The sequence below is a fragment of the Vibrio sp. AIC-3 genome (assembly GCF_013114515.1).
GTDB lineage: Bacteria > Pseudomonadota > Gammaproteobacteria > Enterobacterales > Vibrionaceae > Vibrio > Vibrio crassostreae_C.
The window spans coordinates 232,018-253,396 of the sequence record NZ_VTXG01000001.1 but is presented as its reverse complement, the minus strand read 5'-3'; the positions used below and the strand labels follow the sequence as shown (position 1 = coordinate 253,396).

The 21,379-nt window shown below is 43.9% G+C and carries 17 protein-coding genes; 9 read left to right on the top strand and 8 right to left on the bottom strand.

What is annotated here, in order from left to right; translation table 11 throughout:
* Positions 1 to 109: 109 nt before the first annotated feature.
* A complete protein-coding gene (locus F0229_RS01085; protein WP_010437209.1) occupies positions 110 to 1,306 on the bottom strand; it encodes an acetate kinase in 1,197 nt (398 codons plus the stop codon).
* Between the two features lie 344 nt (positions 1,307 to 1,650).
* On the opposite strand from F0229_RS01085, the gene yfbV reads away from it, so the two are divergent.
* From yfbV to F0229_RS01070, 3 genes are all read left to right on the top strand, one after another.
* Complete coding sequence (yfbV, locus tag F0229_RS01080) at positions 1,651 to 2,103, top strand: terminus macrodomain insulation protein YfbV (protein WP_105057413.1); 453 nt, start codon at positions 1,651 to 1,653, stop codon at positions 2,101 to 2,103.
* A gap of 270 nt (positions 2,104 to 2,373) precedes the next feature.
* Complete coding sequence (locus F0229_RS01075) at positions 2,374 to 3,339, top strand: ABC transporter substrate-binding protein (RefSeq protein ID WP_171732071.1); 966 nt, start codon at positions 2,374 to 2,376, stop codon at positions 3,337 to 3,339.
* A 256-nt stretch (positions 3,340 to 3,595) separates the two neighbouring features.
* The gene (locus F0229_RS01070) at positions 3,596 to 5,062 is read left to right on the top strand and encodes a sensor domain-containing diguanylate cyclase (protein WP_017069188.1); all 1,467 of its coding nucleotides are present in this window, start codon (positions 3,596 to 3,598) and stop codon (positions 5,060 to 5,062) included.
* Between the two features lie 144 nt (positions 5,063 to 5,206).
* Here the strand turns inward: F0229_RS01070 and dusC are convergent, their stop codons facing one another.
* The gene (dusC, locus tag F0229_RS01065; protein ID WP_017069187.1) at positions 5,207 to 6,163 is read right to left on the bottom strand and encodes a tRNA dihydrouridine(16) synthase DusC; all 957 of its coding nucleotides are present in this window, start codon (positions 6,161 to 6,163) and stop codon (positions 5,207 to 5,209) included.
* 177 nt (positions 6,164 to 6,340) lie between these two features.
* Here dusC and F0229_RS01060 point away from each other — a divergent pair, with 177 nt between their 5' ends.
* On the top strand, positions 6,341 to 6,961 hold the full coding sequence (locus F0229_RS01060) for an SEC-C metal-binding domain-containing protein (RefSeq protein WP_171732070.1): 621 nt from the start codon (positions 6,341 to 6,343) through the stop codon (positions 6,959 to 6,961).
* Between the two features lie 127 nt (positions 6,962 to 7,088).
* Here the strand turns inward: F0229_RS01060 and dsbB are convergent, their stop codons facing one another.
* Both dsbB and nhaB read right to left on the bottom strand, forming a co-directional pair.
* Positions 7,089 to 7,598 (bottom strand): disulfide bond formation protein DsbB, encoded by a 510-nt coding sequence (dsbB, locus tag F0229_RS01055; RefSeq protein ID WP_029235487.1) that lies wholly within the window; start codon positions 7,596 to 7,598, stop codon positions 7,089 to 7,091.
* Between the two features lie 147 nt (positions 7,599 to 7,745).
* Positions 7,746 to 9,338, bottom strand: coding sequence for a Na(+)/H(+) antiporter NhaB (gene nhaB / locus F0229_RS01050; protein WP_171732069.1), 1,593 nt, complete (start codon positions 9,336 to 9,338; stop codon positions 7,746 to 7,748).
* A gap of 640 nt (positions 9,339 to 9,978) precedes the next feature.
* Here nhaB and fadR point away from each other — a divergent pair.
* The gene (gene fadR / locus F0229_RS01045) at positions 9,979 to 10,818 is read left to right on the top strand and encodes a fatty acid metabolism transcriptional regulator FadR (RefSeq protein ID WP_017062161.1); all 840 of its coding nucleotides are present in this window, start codon (positions 9,979 to 9,981) and stop codon (positions 10,816 to 10,818) included.
* A 194-nt stretch (positions 10,819 to 11,012) separates the two neighbouring features.
* On the opposite strand, the gene F0229_RS01040 is transcribed toward fadR, so the two are convergent.
* Positions 11,013 to 11,492, bottom strand: coding sequence for a DUF1456 family protein (locus F0229_RS01040; protein ID WP_016783812.1), 480 nt, complete (start codon positions 11,490 to 11,492; stop codon positions 11,013 to 11,015).
* 221 nt (positions 11,493 to 11,713) lie between these two features.
* On the bottom strand, positions 11,714 to 13,774 hold the full coding sequence (gene metG, locus F0229_RS01035) for a methionine--tRNA ligase (RefSeq protein ID WP_171732068.1): 2,061 nt from the start codon (positions 13,772 to 13,774) through the stop codon (positions 11,714 to 11,716).
* Between the two features lie 157 nt (positions 13,775 to 13,931).
* On the opposite strand from metG, the gene apbC reads away from it, so the two are divergent.
* The 3 genes from apbC (at position 13,932) to F0229_RS01020 (ending at position 18,140) form a co-directional block, all read left to right on the top strand.
* Positions 13,932 to 15,008, top strand: a complete 1,077-nt coding sequence (gene apbC, locus F0229_RS01030) for an iron-sulfur cluster carrier protein ApbC (RefSeq protein WP_102332506.1) — start codon at positions 13,932 to 13,934, stop codon at positions 15,006 to 15,008.
* A gap of 257 nt (positions 15,009 to 15,265) precedes the next feature.
* Positions 15,266 to 15,907 (top strand): uridine kinase, encoded by a 642-nt coding sequence (gene udk, locus F0229_RS01025; RefSeq protein ID WP_004734002.1) that lies wholly within the window; start codon positions 15,266 to 15,268, stop codon positions 15,905 to 15,907.
* Between the two features lie 106 nt (positions 15,908 to 16,013).
* Complete coding sequence (locus F0229_RS01020; protein WP_171732067.1) at positions 16,014 to 18,140, top strand: AsmA family protein; 2,127 nt, start codon at positions 16,014 to 16,016, stop codon at positions 18,138 to 18,140.
* A 221-nt stretch (positions 18,141 to 18,361) separates the two neighbouring features.
* Here F0229_RS01020 and cobO read toward each other — a convergent pair whose 3' ends face one another.
* On the bottom strand, positions 18,362 to 18,967 hold the full coding sequence (cobO, locus tag F0229_RS01015; RefSeq protein WP_017062158.1) for a cob(I)yrinic acid a,c-diamide adenosyltransferase: 606 nt from the start codon (positions 18,965 to 18,967) through the stop codon (positions 18,362 to 18,364).
* A gap of 84 nt (positions 18,968 to 19,051) precedes the next feature.
* Between cobO and F0229_RS01010 the strand changes: the two genes are divergently transcribed.
* On the top strand, positions 19,052 to 19,501 hold the full coding sequence (locus F0229_RS01010; RefSeq protein ID WP_017067202.1) for a low molecular weight protein-tyrosine-phosphatase: 450 nt from the start codon (positions 19,052 to 19,054) through the stop codon (positions 19,499 to 19,501).
* A 114-nt stretch (positions 19,502 to 19,615) separates the two neighbouring features.
* On the opposite strand, the gene F0229_RS01005 is transcribed toward F0229_RS01010, so the two are convergent.
* Positions 19,616 to 21,163 (bottom strand): SulP family inorganic anion transporter, encoded by a 1,548-nt coding sequence (locus tag F0229_RS01005; RefSeq protein ID WP_017062156.1) that lies wholly within the window; start codon positions 21,161 to 21,163, stop codon positions 19,616 to 19,618.
* Positions 21,164 to 21,379 lie beyond the last annotated feature (216 nt).

Here is a 21,379-nt window from a genome sequence, read left to right as displayed (position 1 = left end):
AACTGCTATTCCCACCGATATTTAAATTGGGGTAGGAATAGAAGTTGAGCCCCATTTTCTTGATATGAAAAACTGACTAGCTTCGAGTGAAGCTAGTCAGGAAAATCAATTAAAGACCTGCTAGTTTCGCAGTGTCTTCAGCAATTACTAGCTCTTCGTTAGTAGAGATAACCATTGCTGGGATACGGCTGTTAGCTGTAGTGATAGTACCTTCGCCGCCGAAACGAGCTTTAAGGTTTGCTTCACCGTCAACTTCGATGCCGAAGATGCCTAGGCGGTTAAGAACCATTTCACGGATTGGGCCAGAGTTCTCGCCGATACCGCCAGTGAAAGTGATTGCGTCTAGACGACCTTCTAGAGTTGCAGTGTAACCAGCTACGTACTTAGCTAGACGGTGACAGAACACGTCCATTGCACGAGTTGCTTCTTCTTTCTCACCGTAGTTGTCTTCAACGAAACGACAGTCAGAAGTCACTTCAGTTAGACCAGCAAGACCAGACTCTTTAGTTAGCATGTTGTTGATTTCTTCAACAGAGTAACCAAGAGCGTCGTGTAGGTGGAAGATGATCGCAGGATCTAGGTCACCACAACGAGTACCCATTACAAGACCTTCAAGAGGAGTAAGACCCATAGAAGTATCTACAGATTGACCGTTCTTGATAGCACATACAGAAGCGCCGTTACCTAGGTGACAGTTGATGATGTTAACTTCTTCAACTGGCTTGTTTAGTAGGCCTGCAACTTCACGAGTGATGAATAGGTGAGAAGTACCGTGCATGCCGTAACGACGGATGCCGTGCTCCTTGTACAGGTTGTACGGTAGAGCGTATAGGTAAGACTCAGAAGGCATTGTTTGGTGGAACGCAGTGTCAAATACAGCAACGTTTTTAAGGCCTGGGAAGTTCTGTTGAGCCGCTTCGATACCGATAAGGTGAGCTGGGTTGTGAAGAGGTGCGAAAGTCGCAGCGTCTTGAATACCCTTAAGAACTTCATCAGTGATAAGTGCAGAAGAAGTGAACTGCTCGCCACCGTGTACGATACGGTGACCGATAGCGCCAAGGTTAGCTTTAAGCTCAGGCTTAGAAGCAAGAATAGTTTCTACCATGAAAGATAGTGCTTCTACGTGAGCTGCGCCCGCGCCTAGTTGTGCTTCATGCTTGCCATCAAGTTTCCACTTCATACGAGCTTCTGGAAGACCTAGACACTCAGCAAGACCAGTTAGGTGCTCTGCACCTGTTTCTGCATCAACAACAGCGAATTTAAGAGAAGAACTACCACAGTTTAAAACTAAAACTAGCTTAGACATTAATGACTACCTGTTAATTTTTCTGATCGAAATCAGTTAAGGATGAAAATTAATCTCAAGAATAGACGAAGCTCGCTAGCTTGCGTACTAACCTTGGTCAAAAAAACGTTAATTTCCGTATTAAAGTGAAAGCGCACTTTTTAAGCAAAAGCGGCTTGTGCATTCCTTGCAGAAGTCTTCTCAAAGTTGCTTAAATTGTAAATAAGGGCAACAATGAGATTGAGGTCTGCAAATAATAGCGATATTGTGCAAATATAACAAAAAAATTTGAAAGAATATTATTTTTCGTCAAATTTTTGTGTTTTTAGTTGATGATTTCAACTTTTTTTTAATGGGAGACTCATATGAGCAATAGAGTTGGTTTAGCTGGCAGTTTAAAAGATGGCCAAAAGTATATGGATCTCTGGCCTGTTCGAAAAGAGTTAAACGCTATTTTCCCAGAGCAACGCATCATTAAAGCGACGCGCTTTGGTGTTAAGGTAATGCCTGCGATCGCTGCTATCAGTGTTCTTACGCAAATGGTTTTTAATAATTACCAAGCAATGCCACAAGCTGTGGTCATGGCTTTGTTCGCTATTAGCTTGCCACTTCAAGGCATGTGGTGGTTAGGTAACCGTTCAAAGACTCAACTTCCGCCGGCTTTGGTCTCTTGGTATCGAGAGTTACACGAAAAGATCACTGAAACAGGGTTCGCGTTAGAGCCGATGAAGCCGCGCCCTCGTTATAAAGAATTAGCCATTATCCTTAACCGCGCTTTCCGTCAGTTAGACAAGTCGTCAATGGAGCGCTGGTTCTAAAAACACCTCACATCTCCCCATAGGCCTGAGAGCATCGATATTCTACATACTTGCTTGCTCTCAGAGCTAACCCTTGCATATCTTATTCACCCCATTTCTTATCGTGTCCCAAAGCAAACCTAGCTTTCCTCGCATAATTCGAGCCTTGTTGTGTTTTTGTTAAATATCACTTCAAGTTATCAATTGTTACTGGTAATAATATCAATAGTGATTTGATGTTGTTCTCTTTGATCGAGCAATAACAACGGAAGCTTGATTCAGGGAGTGTGAATGGGTTTAGTAAAAAAAGTATTAACGGCAGTTTTGAGCTGTTCTCTGCTGCTATGGACTAGCAGTGTGATGGCAAACATTGCGAAAGTGTCGGTGTCACAAGTGGTCGATCACCCAGATTTAAACGCGACACGTTTAGGGCTTCTTGAAGGGCTAAGAGCAAAAGGTTATGAACCTGGAAAAAACTTAGAGTTTTCTTATGAAATGGCCGATGGAAACCCAGCTCAGGCAGCGAAAATTGCCAGAGAACTTGTGAGCGAAAACCCACATGTTTTGGTGGGCATCGCCACGCCGAGCTCACAGGCTTTGGTGTCAGCTACGAGAACCATTCCTATTGTGTTTACGGCCGTAACCGATCCAATCGGATCAAGGCTTGTTAAGCAATTTGAAAAACCGGGACGCAATGTGACTGGCCTTTCTGATCTATCTCCAATTGTTCAGCATGTCTCCCTAATCAAAGAGCTTCTTCCTGAGGCGAACTCTATAGGCGTGGTCTATAACCCGGCAGAAGCTAATGCGGTCGCTTTAGTTGGGCTACTAAAAAAAGCAGCGCGTGATTTTGGCTATGAGCTCTATACAGAAAAGGCGCTGACCATTGATGATGTGGAATCTAAAGCAGAATCAGTGGCCAAGCGCTCCGACGTAATTTACGCGCTGACCGATAATACGGTTGCTAGCGGTGCTGAAGGCCTTATTGAAGCGGCAAACCAAGCGGGGACGCCAGTGGTCGCAGGGGCAACGTCTTATGTAGGGAAGGGGGCTATTGCTGGTTTAGGGTTAGACTATTACGACGTTGGAGTACAAACCGCGGATTATGTTTCTGCTATCTTGAATGGTCAAAAGCCCGGTAAATTGAGCGTAAAGACCGCACAGAGTTCGCAATTGGTGATTAACTTGGATGCAGCTCGCGAGCTAGGTGTTACGGTGCCAAAGTCAGTGATTGAGCGTGCGATAGTGAGCCGGTGATGGCGTTGGATAGCATGAGCTTAGCGAATTAGACATAAGTCATATTGTTAACGGTGCTAGCATCGCCTTCCATCAAATGGCGCTACGCTGTTCTACGCGTTAACTTTTATCTATTTTGTTCATTTATAAGCAGTTATTTCACCGAGAGCGGTACCGTTAATATCAATTTACATTATTTTACGTCGAGCAGGTTGGCGATTAATGTAATAATATTAATGGGGTAAATGAAAATAGCTGAACGCTAAGAGCACATTATATGAAAGTAAATAGGCACTTTAGCCTAACCTTTGTTTTCGGGTTTCCCGCTGTGATCGCCGCGATGTTACTTGGCCTAATAGGAAAGAATCATTTTGACGCGGTAGAAAAAGATATCAGTAGTGAGTTTCATCGTATTGAAGATGTGTTCAAAAGAACCACAAAAGTGGCGACAGCCCTAGACTACAGCTTCTCCAACTATTATAAATCAGGAAACCCTCTCTTTCTTGATCACAACAAACATGTTGTGGATGGTCTTTGCCAAATCTGGCCTATTGATGTATTGCTACTTGCCGACGGTAAAACCTCAGACATTCCCTCTGTCGATATCGACTATATGCTAATTGGTCAAGAGTCTCTTTGTTCTGAAAGCAGTGATAGTTATAAGAGCGCGTCAGAAAAAATAGCGTTAGCTCCTATTCTTTCATTTTTATCCCAGCTTGATGAATACCATGCCGGCGTGCACTTTATTGATACGAGCGGCTATGTGATCTCTTCACCTGAAGGTTTTGCCAAAGGACTGAGCAAAGAGTTACTCTCGACCATAAAGAGTCGTCCTTATTGGCAGAAAACAGCCAACAACCCTGACCAACTTACCCTTTCAGGCCCTGGTTATCGTTTTGATTCCCTTGACCGTATAATCAGTATGACGATCCCTGTATTCCATAAAGGCGTTCACCAAGGGATGCTGTCGGTGGATATTAATGCTGACAAGCTGCTCGCAAACTCGAATGAGCATCTTGCAGGTCGGATCGATATCATTGATACCACTTTAGCGACTCCGGTAGATTCTGCGGCTTTTTATCACGAGATCAAACTGGATGGTGTCTCGTCTCACCATGCGATGTATTACAAATTAGACATAGCGAAAGAGGTTGAGCACTTTTTCGTCTACGAGAAAGACAGCCTTATTGTTGCCATCATTGTGTATCTGTTCTCAGTAACCATCTTCTTCTACGTCAATTCCAATATTGAACGTGGTTACTTCAAAGATCTCGCAGCCAAAGACCCTATGACAGGGTTATTGAATCGTCGTGGCTTAGAAGCGTTCTGGCGCAGTGTAGAGCACGATCAACTGTTTGCATTAACCGTCTTCGATATTGATGATTTTAAGTCAATTAACGACACCTACGGCCACGATAAGGGGGATGATGTGATTCGTTATATGTCGCGTCAGATCAGCAACAGTATTCGAAGCAGTGACGTTGCAGCACGGTTTGGCGGTGAAGAGTTTGTCGTTTATATGAAAGGCGAAGATCGTGAAACTTTGATGAGAACATTAGAGCGAGTGAAGAATGCGATTTGTTCCACTTCAGCCGACATTATTCCAAATGGATTTACGGTGTCTGGCGGTGTCTGCATTGTTGAAACTGAGCAAAGTAAACTTAACTTCGATGAGATATTTAAGTACGCCGATGAAAAGCTGTACGTGGCTAAGACGACGGGCAAAGACCGTCTTAAATTTTAACCACGTTATTGAATCGATGCTTTGTATGAAAATGAAAATGAAAATGAAAATGAAAGAGGGAAGAGCGAACGTGTCTACCAAGCAAAGCTTATTTGCACCGGTAAACACGTTTGTAGCGTTGGGTATTTAACCCTAAACATAATCTTAAACAGGTTGGCGGCGTTCTTCTTGATAACGCTGAAGGCGTTCTACAATCGGTGGCGCCTTTTTGAAAGTACGAATTTCTTTAAACAGTTCGTTCGCTTCAGGGTAGCCTTTACTTAGATAAACAAACCACTGCTTCACTCTATTGGGGTAGTACATGCCTTTGTCCCCTTTAATTTGAAACTCTGAATAGCGCAGCAAAAGTTCAATGACTTTATCCCACGGCATTTTTTGGTGGTTGTGCTTAACGACGTTGCCAAGGTTTGGAATATTGAAAGCACCACGGCAGACCATCAATGAATCGACGCCTGTTGCTTCTATGCAATCTTGACCATCTTGATAGTTCCAGATCTCACCATTAGCAATCAACGGCAGAGACGTTTTTTCTCTTATTTGATTGATGAAGTCCCATTTGATTTCGCTGGCTTTATAGCCGCCAACTTTGGTTCTTGCATGCACGGTGAGTTCGTCAGCTTTGGCTTGTTCGATGGCATCGACGATTTCAAAGCACTCTTCCGGATGCTCCCAACCTAATCGAATCTTTGCGGACACAGGAATGTGTGCAGGTACTGCTTCCCGACAGGCGTTCACCACTTGATAGATGAGCTCTGGTTCTTTTAGCAGTGACGCACCACCATTACTTTTGTTGACCGCCTTTGCTGGGCAACCAAAATTAAGGTCAATCCCTTTAGCGCCTAAGCTAGCAGCTTGAAAAGCATTCTCGGCCATCCAATTTGGGTGTTGACCTAAAAGCTGGAGATGGATTGGCACACCAGCCATGGTCTGAGAGCCTTGATGTAGCTCAGGGCAAATACGGTGGAACACATGCGGGGGAAGAAGTTGATCCACGACGCGCACAAACTCTGTCACACAGAGATCGTAATCATTAATCTCTGTGAGAATTTCACGCATTAGGTGGTCTAGAACGCCCTCCATAGGGCCAAGTATTACGCGCATGCTGCTTTACCGAAACTGAGTGAACCGAAAAATTCGAGGCGTGATTGTACGGTGTGCTTACAGGATTGTCACTATGAGTGTGGTTTGCCTGTCTTAATGTTGGTTTCGTCTCTTAATAGCGACATCTTGGGGAGGATGGCGTTATAATATCGAAAATGCCCAATATCCAGAGCTTTCATGACATATCAATTATTAAGCCTACCAGAATCAATCACAGACATTACTCCGCAGTTTATGGAAGGTGCAATCCTTGCCTCTAACTTGGCTACCAAGCCACTCGATCCAGAAGAGTGGCTGGCTATCGTTGCGCCTGAAGCGGGTAAAGAGCTGGTAACAACGGTGACAGAACAGATTAACCGCCAGCACAATTTGATTCAGCGTAATGAATACCTACTGACAGACGTATTGGTTGAAGGTGACTTTAACGAACAGTTCGCCGATTTTTCTGAAGGCTTCATGATGGTTTGGCCAACAGTGGAAGAGCAGTGGCAGAGCGTGACAGTCGCGGATGGTACTCTGCGCATGTTGCAAGCGCTCTTAACCACCTTGATGCTTGCGATTGATGAAGAGCAAACTCAACAACAAATGATCGCTGCAGGGCTTACTAACCCACCATCGCTTGCCGATTTAGTGGGTCAAGTCGATCTGATGCTCTCAGAAGTGGCAATGGCAGCGGATGAAGCTATGTTGGGCAATAAGTCCCAGAGCGTGAACCCGTTTAAAGACATTGGTCGAAACGACCTTTGCCCTTGTGAAAGCGGCAAGAAGTTTAAACAATGCTGCGGTAAAAGCAGCTAATCACGGCTTGTTGAGCAACTTAGTTTGTGTGAATAACAGACTCTCTTAATATGTTCAAAAGCTTAAGTAATAAAAAAGTCGACCTCGTGGTCGACTTTTTTGTTGTCCAAGTGTCAACGGCTTACTGTTAGTCGTTTTTCGACTTCACAAATTGAGAAATAACCACAATACCGAAAGCAACCAAGTTACCTGCAAAGATAATTACTAGCCACTGAGGCATAGAAAGATCGAAGAACTGCCACACAACCTTGCTGCAATCGCCGTAAGCCTCAAACATCCACGGAGCCCATTGGTTTAAAGGCGCCCAGCTAGGGAAGGTTACGAATAAGTCGCAGGTTGCGAAAGGGGACGGATTGAACTGGTAATCGACGTGCTCTAAAGCAAGCATCAAACCTTTGTATGCGCCAAATCCCCAGCTAGCAAGGCCTAACCAGCGTGATATTGGGTTATTCGGGGCAATCGCACCAATCATGGCGGCAACACCGATAGCGAGCATAGCAACGCGCTCATAGATACACATTACGCAAGGGCCAAGCATCATCACGTGTTGGAAGAAGAGAGCGCATGCCTCAAAAAAGACAATAAAAGCCAGCAGTAAAAGCCAAGATAAACGTCCCTTAGAGAAGTCTTTAAGCATTGCAAAAAAGTTCACGAATTTAATCCCGTCTATAAAATAAAAAAGCCCTGATTACTCAGAGCTTTTTATCTTGGATAAGTTTCCTAATCAACTAATATTTTTGATTAGTTAGTTATAGTTATTGTGGTTTGCGACACAGTGTTTAGCTTAGTGACCACCAGAGATAACTGGAGCGACGACTTCACCAGTGCGTTGAATGATCCAACCAGCATCGTAGAACCATGCTGTCATTGGCTCTACGATGAACACAATGCCTGCTAGGCCAACCAGTGCCAATACGATGGTGTATGGCAACGCCATGATAACCATGCGACCGTAAGACAATCTAATTAACGGAGCAAGTGCTGATGTTAATAGGAATAGGAATGCAGCCTGGCCGTTTGGCGTTGCAACAGAAGGTAGGTTAGTACCAGTGTTGATAGCAACAGCAAGTAGGTCGAACTGTTCACGAGTGATGATGCCTTCAACCAGTGCAGTTTTCACTTCGTTAATGTAAACCGTACCGACGAACACGTTATCTGAAACCATCGATAAAATACCGTTGGCAATATAGAAGAGTGCGAGCTGTGCGCCTTTATCTTCAACGTGAAGTACTGCATCGATGACTGGCTTAAATAGAGCTTGGTCGATGATCACAGCAACAACAGCGAAGAAAACGGCAAGAAGTGCAGTAAATGGCAGCGCTTCTTCAAAGGCTTTACCCATAGAGTGTTCTTCAATAACACCCGTAAATGCTGTAGCTAAGATGATCACAGACAGGCCAATCAAACCTACTTCAGCAACGTGAAGTGCAAGGCCGACGATAAGCCAAACTGCGATTGCACTTTGAACCCATAGTTTTGCTACGTCTTGCTTTGTGCGGTTTGCACGTTCTTTGTTGTCAAACTCAACTAAGATTTGGCGAACATTCATTGGTAGTTGAGCACCGTAACCAAACACTTTGAATTTCTCGACAAGTGCACAAGTTAAAATACCGCAGAAGAAAACAGGTAGTGTTACTGGCAGCATACGGATGATAAATTCACCGAACTCCCAACCTGCTTGCTTAGCAATTACCAAGTTTTGTGGTTCACCTACCATGGTCATTACACCACCCAGTGCTGTACCCACACCAGCGTGCATTAGCAGTGAACGTAGGAAAGCACGGTAGTTTTCTAGGTCATCACGAGTTAGCTCTGAGATCTCTTCATCATGAGTATGATCGTGCGAAGACGTTGTGCCCTTGCCTGATGCAACCTTGTGGTAGATAGAGTAGAAGCCGACCGCAACGCTAATAACTACGGCGATTACTGTTAGTGCATCTAGGAATGCTGATAAGAAAGCGGCAGCAACACAGAAGGCAACGGAGAGTAAAATTTTAGATTGGATGCCAAGCAAGATCTTCGTGAAAATGAACAAAAGCAGTTCTTTCATGAAGTAAATGCCAGCAACCATGAATACGAGCAAGAGTAATACAGGAAGGTTTGCTTGCAGCTCGTGATAAACCATTTCTGGTTTGGTCATGCCAATGGCGACTGCTTGAATAGCTAATAGACCACCCGGTTGAAGTGGGTAGCATTTGAGAGCCATAGCTAGAGTGAAAATAAACTCAACCACCAATAGCCAGCCCGCAACAAATGGGTCAACTAGGAAGAAAACAAACGGGTTGATGATTAAAAAGGAAATGATGGCAAGTTTATACCAATCAGGAGCTTTACCAAGGAAGTTCTTGATAAAAGCGTTTCCGAGAGACATCGGCATGTTAATACTCTTTTATGTTGATTATGAATAGACAAGCAATACAACATTTTGAGAATCGAGCTATAGAAATTGTTAAAAACTATGACTAACAGTGACTTAGAAAAACTACATTCCATGTAATGTTCTGTGGTCTTGCCAAGTCACTCCCTTAGAAACTCAAGCACTGCTTATTTTTGAGCGCAACTTTACTCTTAGATAACATTTAGTCAACAGGAAAAGCCCTGTAGCCCTAAAAATACCTCTTTTTTGTTGAGAAACGCGATCAAAGTAGCGCAAGCATACCACTTAAAATGTGATAAAAACCGACTAGAATCAATATTTCAGCGAAATGATTGAAAATTACAGAATAACGATGGCTTATATATGATTATTACAACTTAATATTGCAAATTAATAGCTTTAAAAATATGACCAATCCCATTGATTTTAAAGAAAAATTGTTGTGTTAACGGTTTGTTTAAATGGTGGTTTAGAGTCGCTTGCTTTACAAACCTGAGGTGCAAACGTGTGCTGAACTTTAGAGTTATAACTCTAACGGTGTTTAGGGGGAGTAAAATTTTTGAGGGTGTTTCCGCTAGGTGTGAACTAGTGGTATGATGAGTAAATTAGAACAGAATAATTAAATTGGATTGAAGTGTAGATGGTCATTAAGGCGAAGAGCCCGGCAGGATTTGCAGAGAAGTATATCATTGAAAGTATTTGGAATGGCCGTTTCCCTCCAGGTTCTATCTTGCCCGCAGAGCGTGAGCTTTCTGAGCTGATTGGTGTTACACGTACTACGCTTCGTGAAGTACTACAACGTCTTGCTCGTGATGGTTGGTTGACAATCCAACATGGCAAACCAACTAAAGTTAACCAGTTTATGGAAACCTCAGGTCTTCATATCCTTGATACGCTAATGACGTTGGACGTTGATAACGCAAGCAAAATGGTAGAAGACCTGCTTGCTGCTCGTACTAATATCAGCCCGATCTTTATGCGTTATGCATTCAAAGCAAACAAAGAAGCTTCAGAGCGTACTATCAGTAATGTGATTGAATCTTGTGAAGCGCTACTTGCGGCACCAACTTGGGATGAGTTCCTAGAATCGTCGCCATACGCTGACAAGATCAAACAAGCGGTAAAAGAAGATTCAGAAAAAGATGAAGCGAAACGTCAGACGATCTTAATCGCGAAGACTTTCAACTTCTATGATTACATGCTTTTCCAACGTTTGGCATTCCACTCAGGCAACCAGATTTACGGCCTGATCTTTAACGGTGTGCGTAAACTTTATGACCGTATCGGTAGCTACTACTTCTCTAACCCAGAAGCACGACGTTTAGCGATGGACTTTTATAAAGAGTTGTTCATTATCTGTGAAAGTGGCGAGCGCGAAACTTTGCCATTAGTGATTCGTAACTACGGTATCGCAAGTGCACAAGTTTGGAATGAAATGAAAACGACATTGCCGACGAACTTCACTGAAGACGACAGCTAAGGCATAGGTTTACTATTGTTGTTCCTGTTTAGTCAGTGACGTAAAGAAAACGAAAAAGCGGCGAGATAATTCAATTATCTCGCCGCTTTTTATTTATCTGTCGTTACTAGAAAATTATCAGTGGGTCAGTTACTTACCTATGACGAGTAATTTATCTATGTGTAGCAACTTAAAATTTATCTAGGAGTAGTAACTTAACCCGTAAACTCTTCTGAGTCTGGACGGTTGGTAAATTGCACACCGTTTAGAAAATCGCAAAGCAGTTGGTCTTCACACACTTTGTAGTTTTTGTTTTCTGGCTTGCGGAAGTAAGCGCCGATTTCGTACTTGCTCAAGCTAATGCCAACCACTTCTAGTACGTCCAAAACATCTTCTGCTTTCATGTTCAATGCGATACGAAGCTTCATGAAGATCATGTTGTTCGTCAGTGCAACTTCAGGTTTAGGTTGCTCGCCTTCTTTTTTGCCACGCTTAAGGTTGATGAAACCATTTAGGAATACCGCTAACTCTTTATCTTTCATCTTAGAGCATGACTTGTCGTTGTCATCTTTTAGCCAGTTAATCACTTGGTCATGAGCAACAGTCACATCAGCTTGTTCGATAGCTTTGATGATTTGTGCATTTTTAAGGTTTAGTGCGTGTTGAATACGACGCAAGATTTCGTTGTTAGTCACTGGGGATTCCTAAAAAGGGTTTTAGAGTAAAGAGGTGTTGGTTTAGCCTATTTTTGTCGACGAACCAATTTCTACTCTACATAGCATAGTTGACGGCGACTCTAACAGAGAACGCTAATTTTCGGTAGATATAAAAAATCCCCAATGCTGATTAACTCTTTCAAGTCAAAAAAGCATTAGGGATTTAGTGATGGGTGCTTGTTATCTGACTGGAGTCAGAATTACATTACACGCATACCAGGCTGAGCACCTTCGTGTGGCTCAAGGATCCATAGGTCGCTGCCGCCAGGGCCCGCTGCTAGGATCATGCCTTCAGACATACCAAACTTCATCTTACGAGGTTTTAGGTTTGCTACCATTACAGTTAGCTTGCCTTCTAGCTCTTCAGGTTTGTATGCTGATTTGATACCAGAGAATACTTGGCGAGTCTCACCACCGATGTCTAGTTGGAACTTCAGTAGTTTGTTCGCTTTTGGTACTTCTTCACAAGAGATGATACGAGCGATACGCATGTCTACTGCTGCAAAGGCATCGAACTCAATCTCGTCTGCGATTGGCTCTTTGTCTAGCTCAGTTTGGCTTGCTTGCTCTTTTTCAGCTTCTGCTTTTTCTTTCGCTGCTGCTTCAGCGGCTGCATCTTCTTTAGAAGACTCAACCATTGCTTCCACTTTCTTAGGGTCAATGCGGTTGAATAGCGCTTTGAACTTAGTGATCTCGTGATCAGTTAGCGGAGTAGCAATCGCTTCCCACGTTAGCTCTTCGTTTAGGAAAGCTTCAGTGCGAGCTGCAAGCTCTGGCATCACTGGTTTCAGGTAAGCCATCAGTACGCGGAATAGGTTAATACCTACAGAAGAAACTTGTTGAAGCTCAGCTTCTTTGCCTTCTTCTTTTGCAAGAACCCAAGGTGCTTTTTCGTCGATGTACTGGTTAGCTTTATCCGCTAGTGCAGTGATTTCACGGATAGCACGGCTGAATTCACGAGTTTCGTATAGTTCACCGATACGCTCAGCAGCAGCAACGAATTCGTTGTATAGCTCAGGCTCTGCAAATTCAGAAGCTAGCTTGCCTTCAAAACGCTTAGTAATGAAGCCAGCGTTACGAGAAGCTAGGTTAACAATCTTGTTTACTACGTCAGCGTTTACACGTTGAGTGAAGTCTTCAAGGTTAAGATCTAAGTCATCGATGCGGCTGTTTAGTTTCGCAGCGTAGTAGTAACGTAGACACTCAGGGTCTAGGTGGTTTAGGTACGTGCTTGCTTTGATGAATGTGCCTTTCGACTTAGACATCTTCGCACCGTTCACTGTTACGTAGCCGTGTACGAATACGTTGTTTGGCTTACGTAAACCTGCGCCGTCTAGCATTGCTGGCCAGAATAGGCTGTGGAAGTAAACGATGTCTTTACCGATGAAGTGGTAAAGTTCAGCGGTGCTGTCTTTCTTCCAGTACTCGTTAAAGTCTAGATCGTCGCGCTTGTCACATAGGTTCTTGAATGAGCCCATGTAGCCGATTGGTGCATCTAGCCATACGTAGAAGAACTTGTCTTTTTCGCCTGGGATCTCGAAGCCAAAGTATGGTGCATCACGAGAGATGTCCCACTGTTGTAGACCAGACTCGAACCACTCTTGCATTTTGTTTGCTGTTTCAGCTTGCAGTGAACCAGAACGTGTCCACTCTTTTAGCATGCTTTCAAACTGAGGTAGATCGAAGAAGAAGTGCTCAGAGTCTTTCATTACTGGAGTTGCGCCAGAAACTGCTGACTTAGGATCGATTAGCTCAGTTGGGCTGTATGTCTCACCACAGTTATCACAGTTATCACCGTACTGGTCTTCTGACTTACACTTAGGGCAAGTACCTTTTACGAAACGGTCTGGTAAGAACATCTCTTTCTCAGGGTCGAAAAGCTGAGAAATAGTACGGCTAGAAATGAAACCGTTCTTTTTAAGTTCTAGGTAGATGTGAGAAGCCAGTTCACGGTTCTCGTCGCTGTGTGTGCTGTGGTAGTTATCAAAGCTGATATCAAAGCCAGCGAAGTCTTTTTGGTGCTCTTCACTAACAGCAGCGATCATCTCTTCTGGCGTGATACCCATCTGTTGAGCTTTAAGCATAATTGGCGTGCCGTGAGCATCGTCAGCACAGATGAAGTTTACAGTGTTGCCACGCAGACGCTGGTATCGAACCCAGATATCAGCTTGGATATGCTCAAGCATATGGCCAAGGTGAATAGAGCCGTTAGCGTACGGAAGCGCACAAGTTACCAAAAGTTGTCTTGGATCAGTTGCCATACTTAATAATTCGCTTTTTTGATAGGTATAAATTTGATTGGTAATACTACTTTATAACGTGTGATACGCCAAGGTATCAGACAAAGGATTCCCCTAGTTTTTTAGGGGTTCAGTCTTCATCTCGTGGGTGATAGCATAAATAAAAAAAGGAGCCCCAATGCGTAACTTTACTTCGAAGCAAGATTTCTGTTCATGGTTGAATGAGTTTGAGTCACCAATCCTCATCCCAGAGTGGGCGCTACACCAAAACATTGTCTCTGTTGACCCTCGTGGATCGTTTGTTATTACTTTGCCTTTCGCAGCGAATCAGCTTGCTATTGACCTGGAAAATTGGATTAACGCTCAGATTGAACAAAAGCTTGTGAGTGCTTTTCAATTTGAAGTGAAGGTCAAGCCATCGGCACTTGAAACGACGGTATCAACGCCACTTAAAGGCGTGAAGAATATTATTGCTGTCACTTCTGCCAAGGGCGGGGTGGGCAAATCAACGACTTCAGTTAACCTTGCGCTGGCTTTATCTAAGTCAGGTTCAAAAGTCGGTTTATTGGATGCTGACATCTACGGCCCATCGGTTCCCATGATGCTAGGACAGTTAGATTCGAAGCCAGAAGTGCAAAACAATAAGTGGATGATGCCAATCGAAGCACACGGTATTTTCACTCACTCTATCGGTTATCTTGTGTCGAAAGATGACGCTGCGATTTGGCGCGGTCCAATGGCGGCCAAGGCTTTAGGTCAGCTTGTTAACGAAACCGTATGGCCAGAGTTGGATTATCTAGTTATTGATATGCCACCGGGCACGGGCGATATTCAGCTGACGTTATCGCAACAGATCCCAGTGACCGGGGCTGTAGTGGTGACCACTCCTCAAGATTTGGCGCTAGCGGATGCACGTAAAGGCGTAGCGATGTTTGATAAGGTGAGTGTGCCAGTCGCAGGCTTAGTTGAAAACATGAGCTATCATATTTGTAGTCACTGTGGTGAGAAAGAGCATATCTTTGGCGTTGGTGGTGCCGAAGCTATGTCAGAAGAGTTTTACCTCGATATTTTGGCACAGATCCCTCTTCATATTGATGTGCGAGAAGATATCGATGCAGGTTGCCCGACGGTGATTCGTCGTCCAGATAGTGAACATACACGTCACTACTTAGAGCTTGCAGAGAATGTGGCTGCGAAGATGTTCTGGACCGGCAAGGCGAGACCAGAAGCGATTAACTTCTCTATGGTTGAATAACGAAAGATAATCCAAAAGTTGTGTTAATCATGTTGGATTAGATAAATAGCGGTTGGATTTAGGCTGATCGCCATTGGGGTTGTGCAAATAGTTGTAGGCAAGTTATTTGAAAGCAAACGATTGTATTCATTAAATGCATTGATATCATCAATTTGACTGCAATTAGCTAAAATGGCGACTAGAATCTATGTGCTTTAGCCCCTATAATCAGGCGGTTTATCTCTTCCCACCACCAAACCATATCGGGTGCAAAATTAATGTCTGATAATAATCAATGTGTCATCGTAGGTATCGCTGGCGCTTCAGCTTCAGGAAAAAGTCTGATTGCTAGTACAATTTATAATGAATTGCGCGAAAAAGTAGGCGACCATCAAATTGGTGTTATCACGGAAGATTGCTATTACAGCGACCAAAGCCACTTGAGTATGGAAGAGCGTGTTAAAACTAACTACGATCACCCAAATGCACTAGATCATGATCTTTTATGTGAACATCTACAGCAGCTAATGAGTGGCAACGCCGTAGAAGTTCCTGAATACAGCTACACAGAGCACACACGTACTTCTGAAACGACTACACTTACTCCAAAGAAAGTGATCATTTTAGAGGGTATTCTGCTTCTAACAGACCCGCGTCTTCGTAAACTAATGCACGCAAGTGTGTTTATGGATACACCATTAGACATCTGTCTACTACGCCGTGTTAAGCGTGATGTAGAAGAGCGTGGTCGCACAATGGACACTGTACTTAAACAATACCAAGAAACAGTACGTCCAATGTTCATGCAGTTTATCGAGCCTTCAAAACAACATGCAGACATCATCGTTCCTCGTGGTGGTAAAAACCGTATTGCGATTGATGTGCTAAAAGCGCACATTGCGAAGTTGTTGAAGTCTTAATCGAATAAAATTTTGCCTAAGTGACTCACTTAGCTTTATTTTTTACCGAATCAGTGGCACTTTTATAGTGCCACTTTCTTTTGGAATCTAAGCAAGGAATATGCGGATGAAGAAACTACTCATTTTCATAGCTGTACCAGTGTTTGTTGTCGTTGCAGCAATTCTGGCACTAGTGCTGTTAGTGAATCCCAACCAATTTAAGCCATTAATTGTCGAACAAGCCCAAAAACACACAGGCCTAGAGCTAGTGATCGAGGGTGATATCAGCTGGCAATTCTTCCCATCCATTGGCTTTGAACTTGGTCAAACTGAATTACGCAACCCTGAAGGTTTTACGCAACCTAACCTATTTAAGGTTGATACCGTTGGCGTTGACGTTTCGGTTACTCCGCTATTTAGCAACCAACTAGAGATCGGCAACATTACTCTAGATGGTGCAGAATTCTATTTAGAAACGCTTAAAGATGGTCGCAAGAACATTGATGCACTAACGCAAGCGTCAGCGCCTCAAGAATCTGAGCCTGCAGCAGGCACAAGTTCTGAATCAGCGCCTGCCCCTCAAGAGCAAACTACCACAGACGCATCGGGTTGGACGATCAACCTTGCAGGCGTAACTGTATCAAACGCATTGTTTGAAATGGACGACAAGCAAGCGGGTTCATTCACTAAGCTATACGATGTGTCTTTGAATCTTTCTGAGTTTGCCGTTGATACATGGACAACCGCGACATTTGCGGCTTCTGGTGAGAACAATCAACAGAAGTTCTCTGCACAAGGCAGTGCAGAATTCAAATTAGCTGAAGGCTTTGCAAGTTACGCACTTCGTAATATCGACTTAAACGCTAAGTTCAATGATCCAGCGACGTCGATTGAGTCAGCAAAAATTGGCTTGAATACGTTTGAGTTCGATAAGGTAAACCAACTGACTTACGCTGTAATCGGTAATGCAGCTGGCCTTGACCTTGGTCTTAAAGGTGGCGGTGAACTTACTGTTGATAGCGCGATTTCAAAAGTAACGTTGAACAAATTGACGTTAGACTCAACATTCAAAGGCGACACGCTTCCTCAGTCTCCAATGAAAGTCGACATGCTGTCTGACTTAAGCTTCGATCTTAACAAGAGCCACCTGAGCTTTGTGTTAGAGAAGCTACAAGCTAACGCTATTGCATTAGACGGTAAAGCAGACGTAATCCTATCTGAAATACCAAAGGTTCGTTTCTCTCTTCATAGCCCGAATATTGATTTAGATGAATTCTTAGGCTTAGGCAATACAACAGAAACAGCGAGCACAGCGCCTTCTGGTTCTGCTGGTGGTTCAACGTCAAGTTCTGGTAGTTCAGATCCAGCTAAAGAAGTGGAACCTGATCTGTCGGCTCTGAAAACGTTAGACGTGAAAGGTGACATCACGATTGATAAGTTCAAGGCGAACAACGCGAAGATGCAGAATGTTAAAACCGCATTTTCGGTTAACCGTGGTATCGCAGAGCTAACCTCATTCACCTCGAATCTTTACCAAGGTTCTATTTCTGCTACTGCAAAGTTAGACGCTCGTAAAACACCAGCGACTTACACGGCTAAGAAGAAAATCAAAGGCGTGAAAGTACAACCGTTACTGGTTGATGTTGCAGATAACGATATGCTGGAAGGTACCGGTAATATTGATGTCAACGTGAAAGGTAAGAGTCTAACTCCGACGGGTATCAAGAAAAACCTAGTCGGTACTATCGCGATTAACTTTGAAGATGGTGCAGTTAACGGCATCAACGTAGCTCAACTGATTCGAGAAAACTACGCTAAGATCAAGGGCGAGAAAGTTGAAAGCACAAATGAAGCTCAAAAAACGGACTTCAGTGCAATGAAAGCGACGCTGAAAGTGGATAAAGGTTGGGTTTCAACTAACGACTTATCAGCACAGTCGCCATTGTTACGCGTTACAGGTCAAGGTAAAGCCAACTTCATCAATGAAACGGTCGATTTCCTTGTACGTACATCAATTGTGGGTTCACTTGAAGGTCAGGGTGGTAAGAGTATCGACGACCTGAAAGATGTGACTATCCCAATTAAGGTAACTGGTCAGTGGGCAGCCCCGAAATTTGCACTTGTTTTTGATGACGTATTGAAACAGAAAGCACAGAAAGAAATTGACCGTGGTGTGAACAAGCTAACGGACAAGATCAAAGACGAGAAAACTAAAGAAGCAGTTGATGGTTTATTGAAAGGTTTCTTTAACTAAACGTTTTTAACTCGTATATAAAAGAAGCGCCATTCCTACTGTAGGAATGGCGCTTTTGTTTGGGTGCTTATAATACTTTCGAGAGATTCCCTATGACACTCGTCCCTCGCTCTAGGGAATGACGATAGGCCGTCGTCCTTTGTTCAAGAGCGTAACGGCCTAGTGGTCGTCATCCTCGAGAGGGAAGAATGACCGAGTCGGGGATCTCTGGTTGAAGGTGATTACCAGTCAACGCCTTGTAGCGCTTTAACACCAGATTCAAAAGCGTGTTTCACATTGCGAACTTCAGATACTGTATCTGCTATCTCAGTAAGAGTACGGTGCGCGCCACGACCTGTAATGATGACAGACTGCATCTTCGGGCGGTTATTCAACGCCTCAACCACTTCATCGAGTTCGATGTAACCGTAGCTAACCATGTAAGTCAGTTCATCAAACAGAATCACATCGATCGACTCATCAGCCAGCATGCGTTGGCACTCTTTCCATACACGCTGCGCAGCTTCAATATCTTGCGCTTTGTTCTGAGTTTCCCAAGTAAAGCCTGTGCCCATGACTTGGAACTCGACATCAAGCTTTTGCAGAACGTTTTTTTCGCCGTTATCCCAGGTACCTTTAACAAACTGAGCAACGGCGCATTTCTTACCATGACCAACTGCACGTGTAATCGTACCAAAACCGGATGTTGATTTACCTTTACCGTTACCCGTGATGACCAGCAATAGGCCTTTTACTTCTTGTGCTGCAGCGACACGTGCATCGACTTGTTCTTTTACTTTCTGTTGTCTTGCTTTGTGGCGTTGTTCTTTGTTGTCTTCAGTCGACATAACAAATCCTTTTAAGTTGTGATTGCGTCTATCATAGCCTAACTTAACGATAGCAAAAACCATCGGAAGAACAGGTGATTAGGGATGAAAAAGATACTCGTAGTTTGTATGGGGAATATTTGCCGCTCGCCAACAGGTGAAGCGGTGCTAAGGAAGAAAGCGCAACAGCTGGATATTGATGTTGTGGTCGACTCTGCGGGGACGATTGGTTTTCATCAAGGCAACCCGCCAGACTCGCGATCCAAATCTGCAGGAGAGAAGCGAGGCTACAGCTTTAAAGGGATTACTTCTCGTAAAGTGGTAGATAATGACTTCGAAGAATTTGACCTGATACTCGCGGCCGATAGGGCGAATTTAGACGACTTAATGAGCCAATGCCCAGTTCACCTCCAATACAAGCTCGCATTATTTTTGAGCTTTGGAGAGTCACAATATCAAGAGATCCCCGATCCGTATTATGGTGAGGGAAATGGTTTTGAATTGGTGTTGGATTTAATCGAAGAGTCTAGCGAAGCGATACTGCGTTCGATGTAGTGTAGGAACAATGTACGTCGTTTTGTTATCAGCGTAAGGGCTGACCGATAGGTATAAAAAAGGCCGACATTGAATGTCGGCCTCTCTAAATCTAACTTAAAGCTACAGCTAAGATTACTTAGACATTACTTTGTAGATTGGGTCTTCTGCAACGTTCGCTTCAACTAAGCTACCTGCTTTGTGCAGCATAGCAACACAGTCTTGGCTTAGGTGGCGAAGGTGAAGTGTTTTACCTAGCGCCGCGTAACGGTCAGCAATCGTGTCGATCGCTTCAATTGCAGAGTGGTCAGTCACGCGTGAGTTTGCGAAATCAACGATTACATCTTGTGGATCGTTGTATGCGTCAAACAACTCTAGGAAGTTAGCCGTTGAACCAAAGAAGATTGGGCCGTTAACTTTGTACTCTTTTGAGCCTTCAGCGTTTACTGATGTATCTGCGTAGATGTGTTTAGCATGTTGCCAAGCAAACATTAGCGCAGAAGCGACAACACCAACACCTACTGCCACAGCAAGATCAGTCAGTACTGTTACTACGGTAACAAGAACGATAACGAAGAAGTCTTGTTTAGGAACGCGACGCGCAAGCTTGAAGGTTGCCCATTCAAATGTGCCGATAACAACCATGAACATTACGCCCACAAGTGCTGCTAGAGGAATCATTTCAATCAGTGCAGAACCGAACAGGATGAACATCAGTAGTGCAACTGCGGCGACGATACCTGAAAGACGACCACGACCACCTGAGTTTACGTTGATCATCGATTGACCGATCATCGCACAACCACCCATCGCACCGAATACAGAACACGTTACGTTAGCCATACCTTGACCAACACATTCACGGTTAGATTGACCACGAGTGTTTGTCATTTCGTCTAGTACTGTCAGTGTCAGCAGAGATTCAATCAGGCCGATAGCCGCAAGGATAATTGCGTAAGGCAGGATGATCTGTAGTGTATCTAAAGAAAACGGAACAGCAGGAATTGAGAATGTTGGAAGAGAGCCCGCTAGCGTAGCAGCTTCGTCACCAGACATTGTACGTAGGAAGTCGACAACAGTGCGAGTTTCAAGGTCAAGACCCACAACCAAAGCCGTTACTGTAACAATAGCAACTAATGAAGATGGTACTGCTGTTGTTAGCTTAGGTAGGAAGTGGATGATAGCCATTGTAAGGGCTACTAGACCTAGCATTAGTGTCATTTGACCGCTTGGTAACCAAGTCAACGCACCTGTTACGTCTGGCGCTTTAAATTGACCAAGTTGAGCTAGGAAGATAACAATGGCCAAACCGTTCACGAAACCAATCATTACTGGGTGTGGAACGATACGGATAAATTTACCTAGTTTAAATACACCTGCTGCAATTTGCAGAAGGCCAGCCAGCATAACGGCTGCGAATAGGTATTGAACACCATGGGTTGCCACTAGGCTCACCATTACAACGGCCATTGCGCCGGTTGCGCCAGAAATCATACCTGGACGGCCGCCAAAGACAGAAGTGATTAAACCTACGATGAATGCTGCATAAAGACCAACCATTGGGTCAACGCCAGCAACAAAGGCGAATGCTACAGCTTCAGGTACCAGAGCCAGGGCTACTGTAAGACCTGAAAGCACGTCATTCTTTACAGAGTGCTTTGAAAATTGTGGGAATTCGAACATGTTTGCTCAGCTATGCTTAAGATGGATTTACCGACACGGGTGTATTGCGTAGCCAAACAGTGATGGAAAAGAGCGGCAATAGCGAAGTGTCGAAAAGATAAGTGCGCGAATGCTACCCAAAAATGTGATTAAGTTCAAGGTTGAACCTAACTTTGAGTAATATATCTGTTAATTTTTATTCGATTAGTAGATATGAAAAAGGCTGCTTTAATAAGC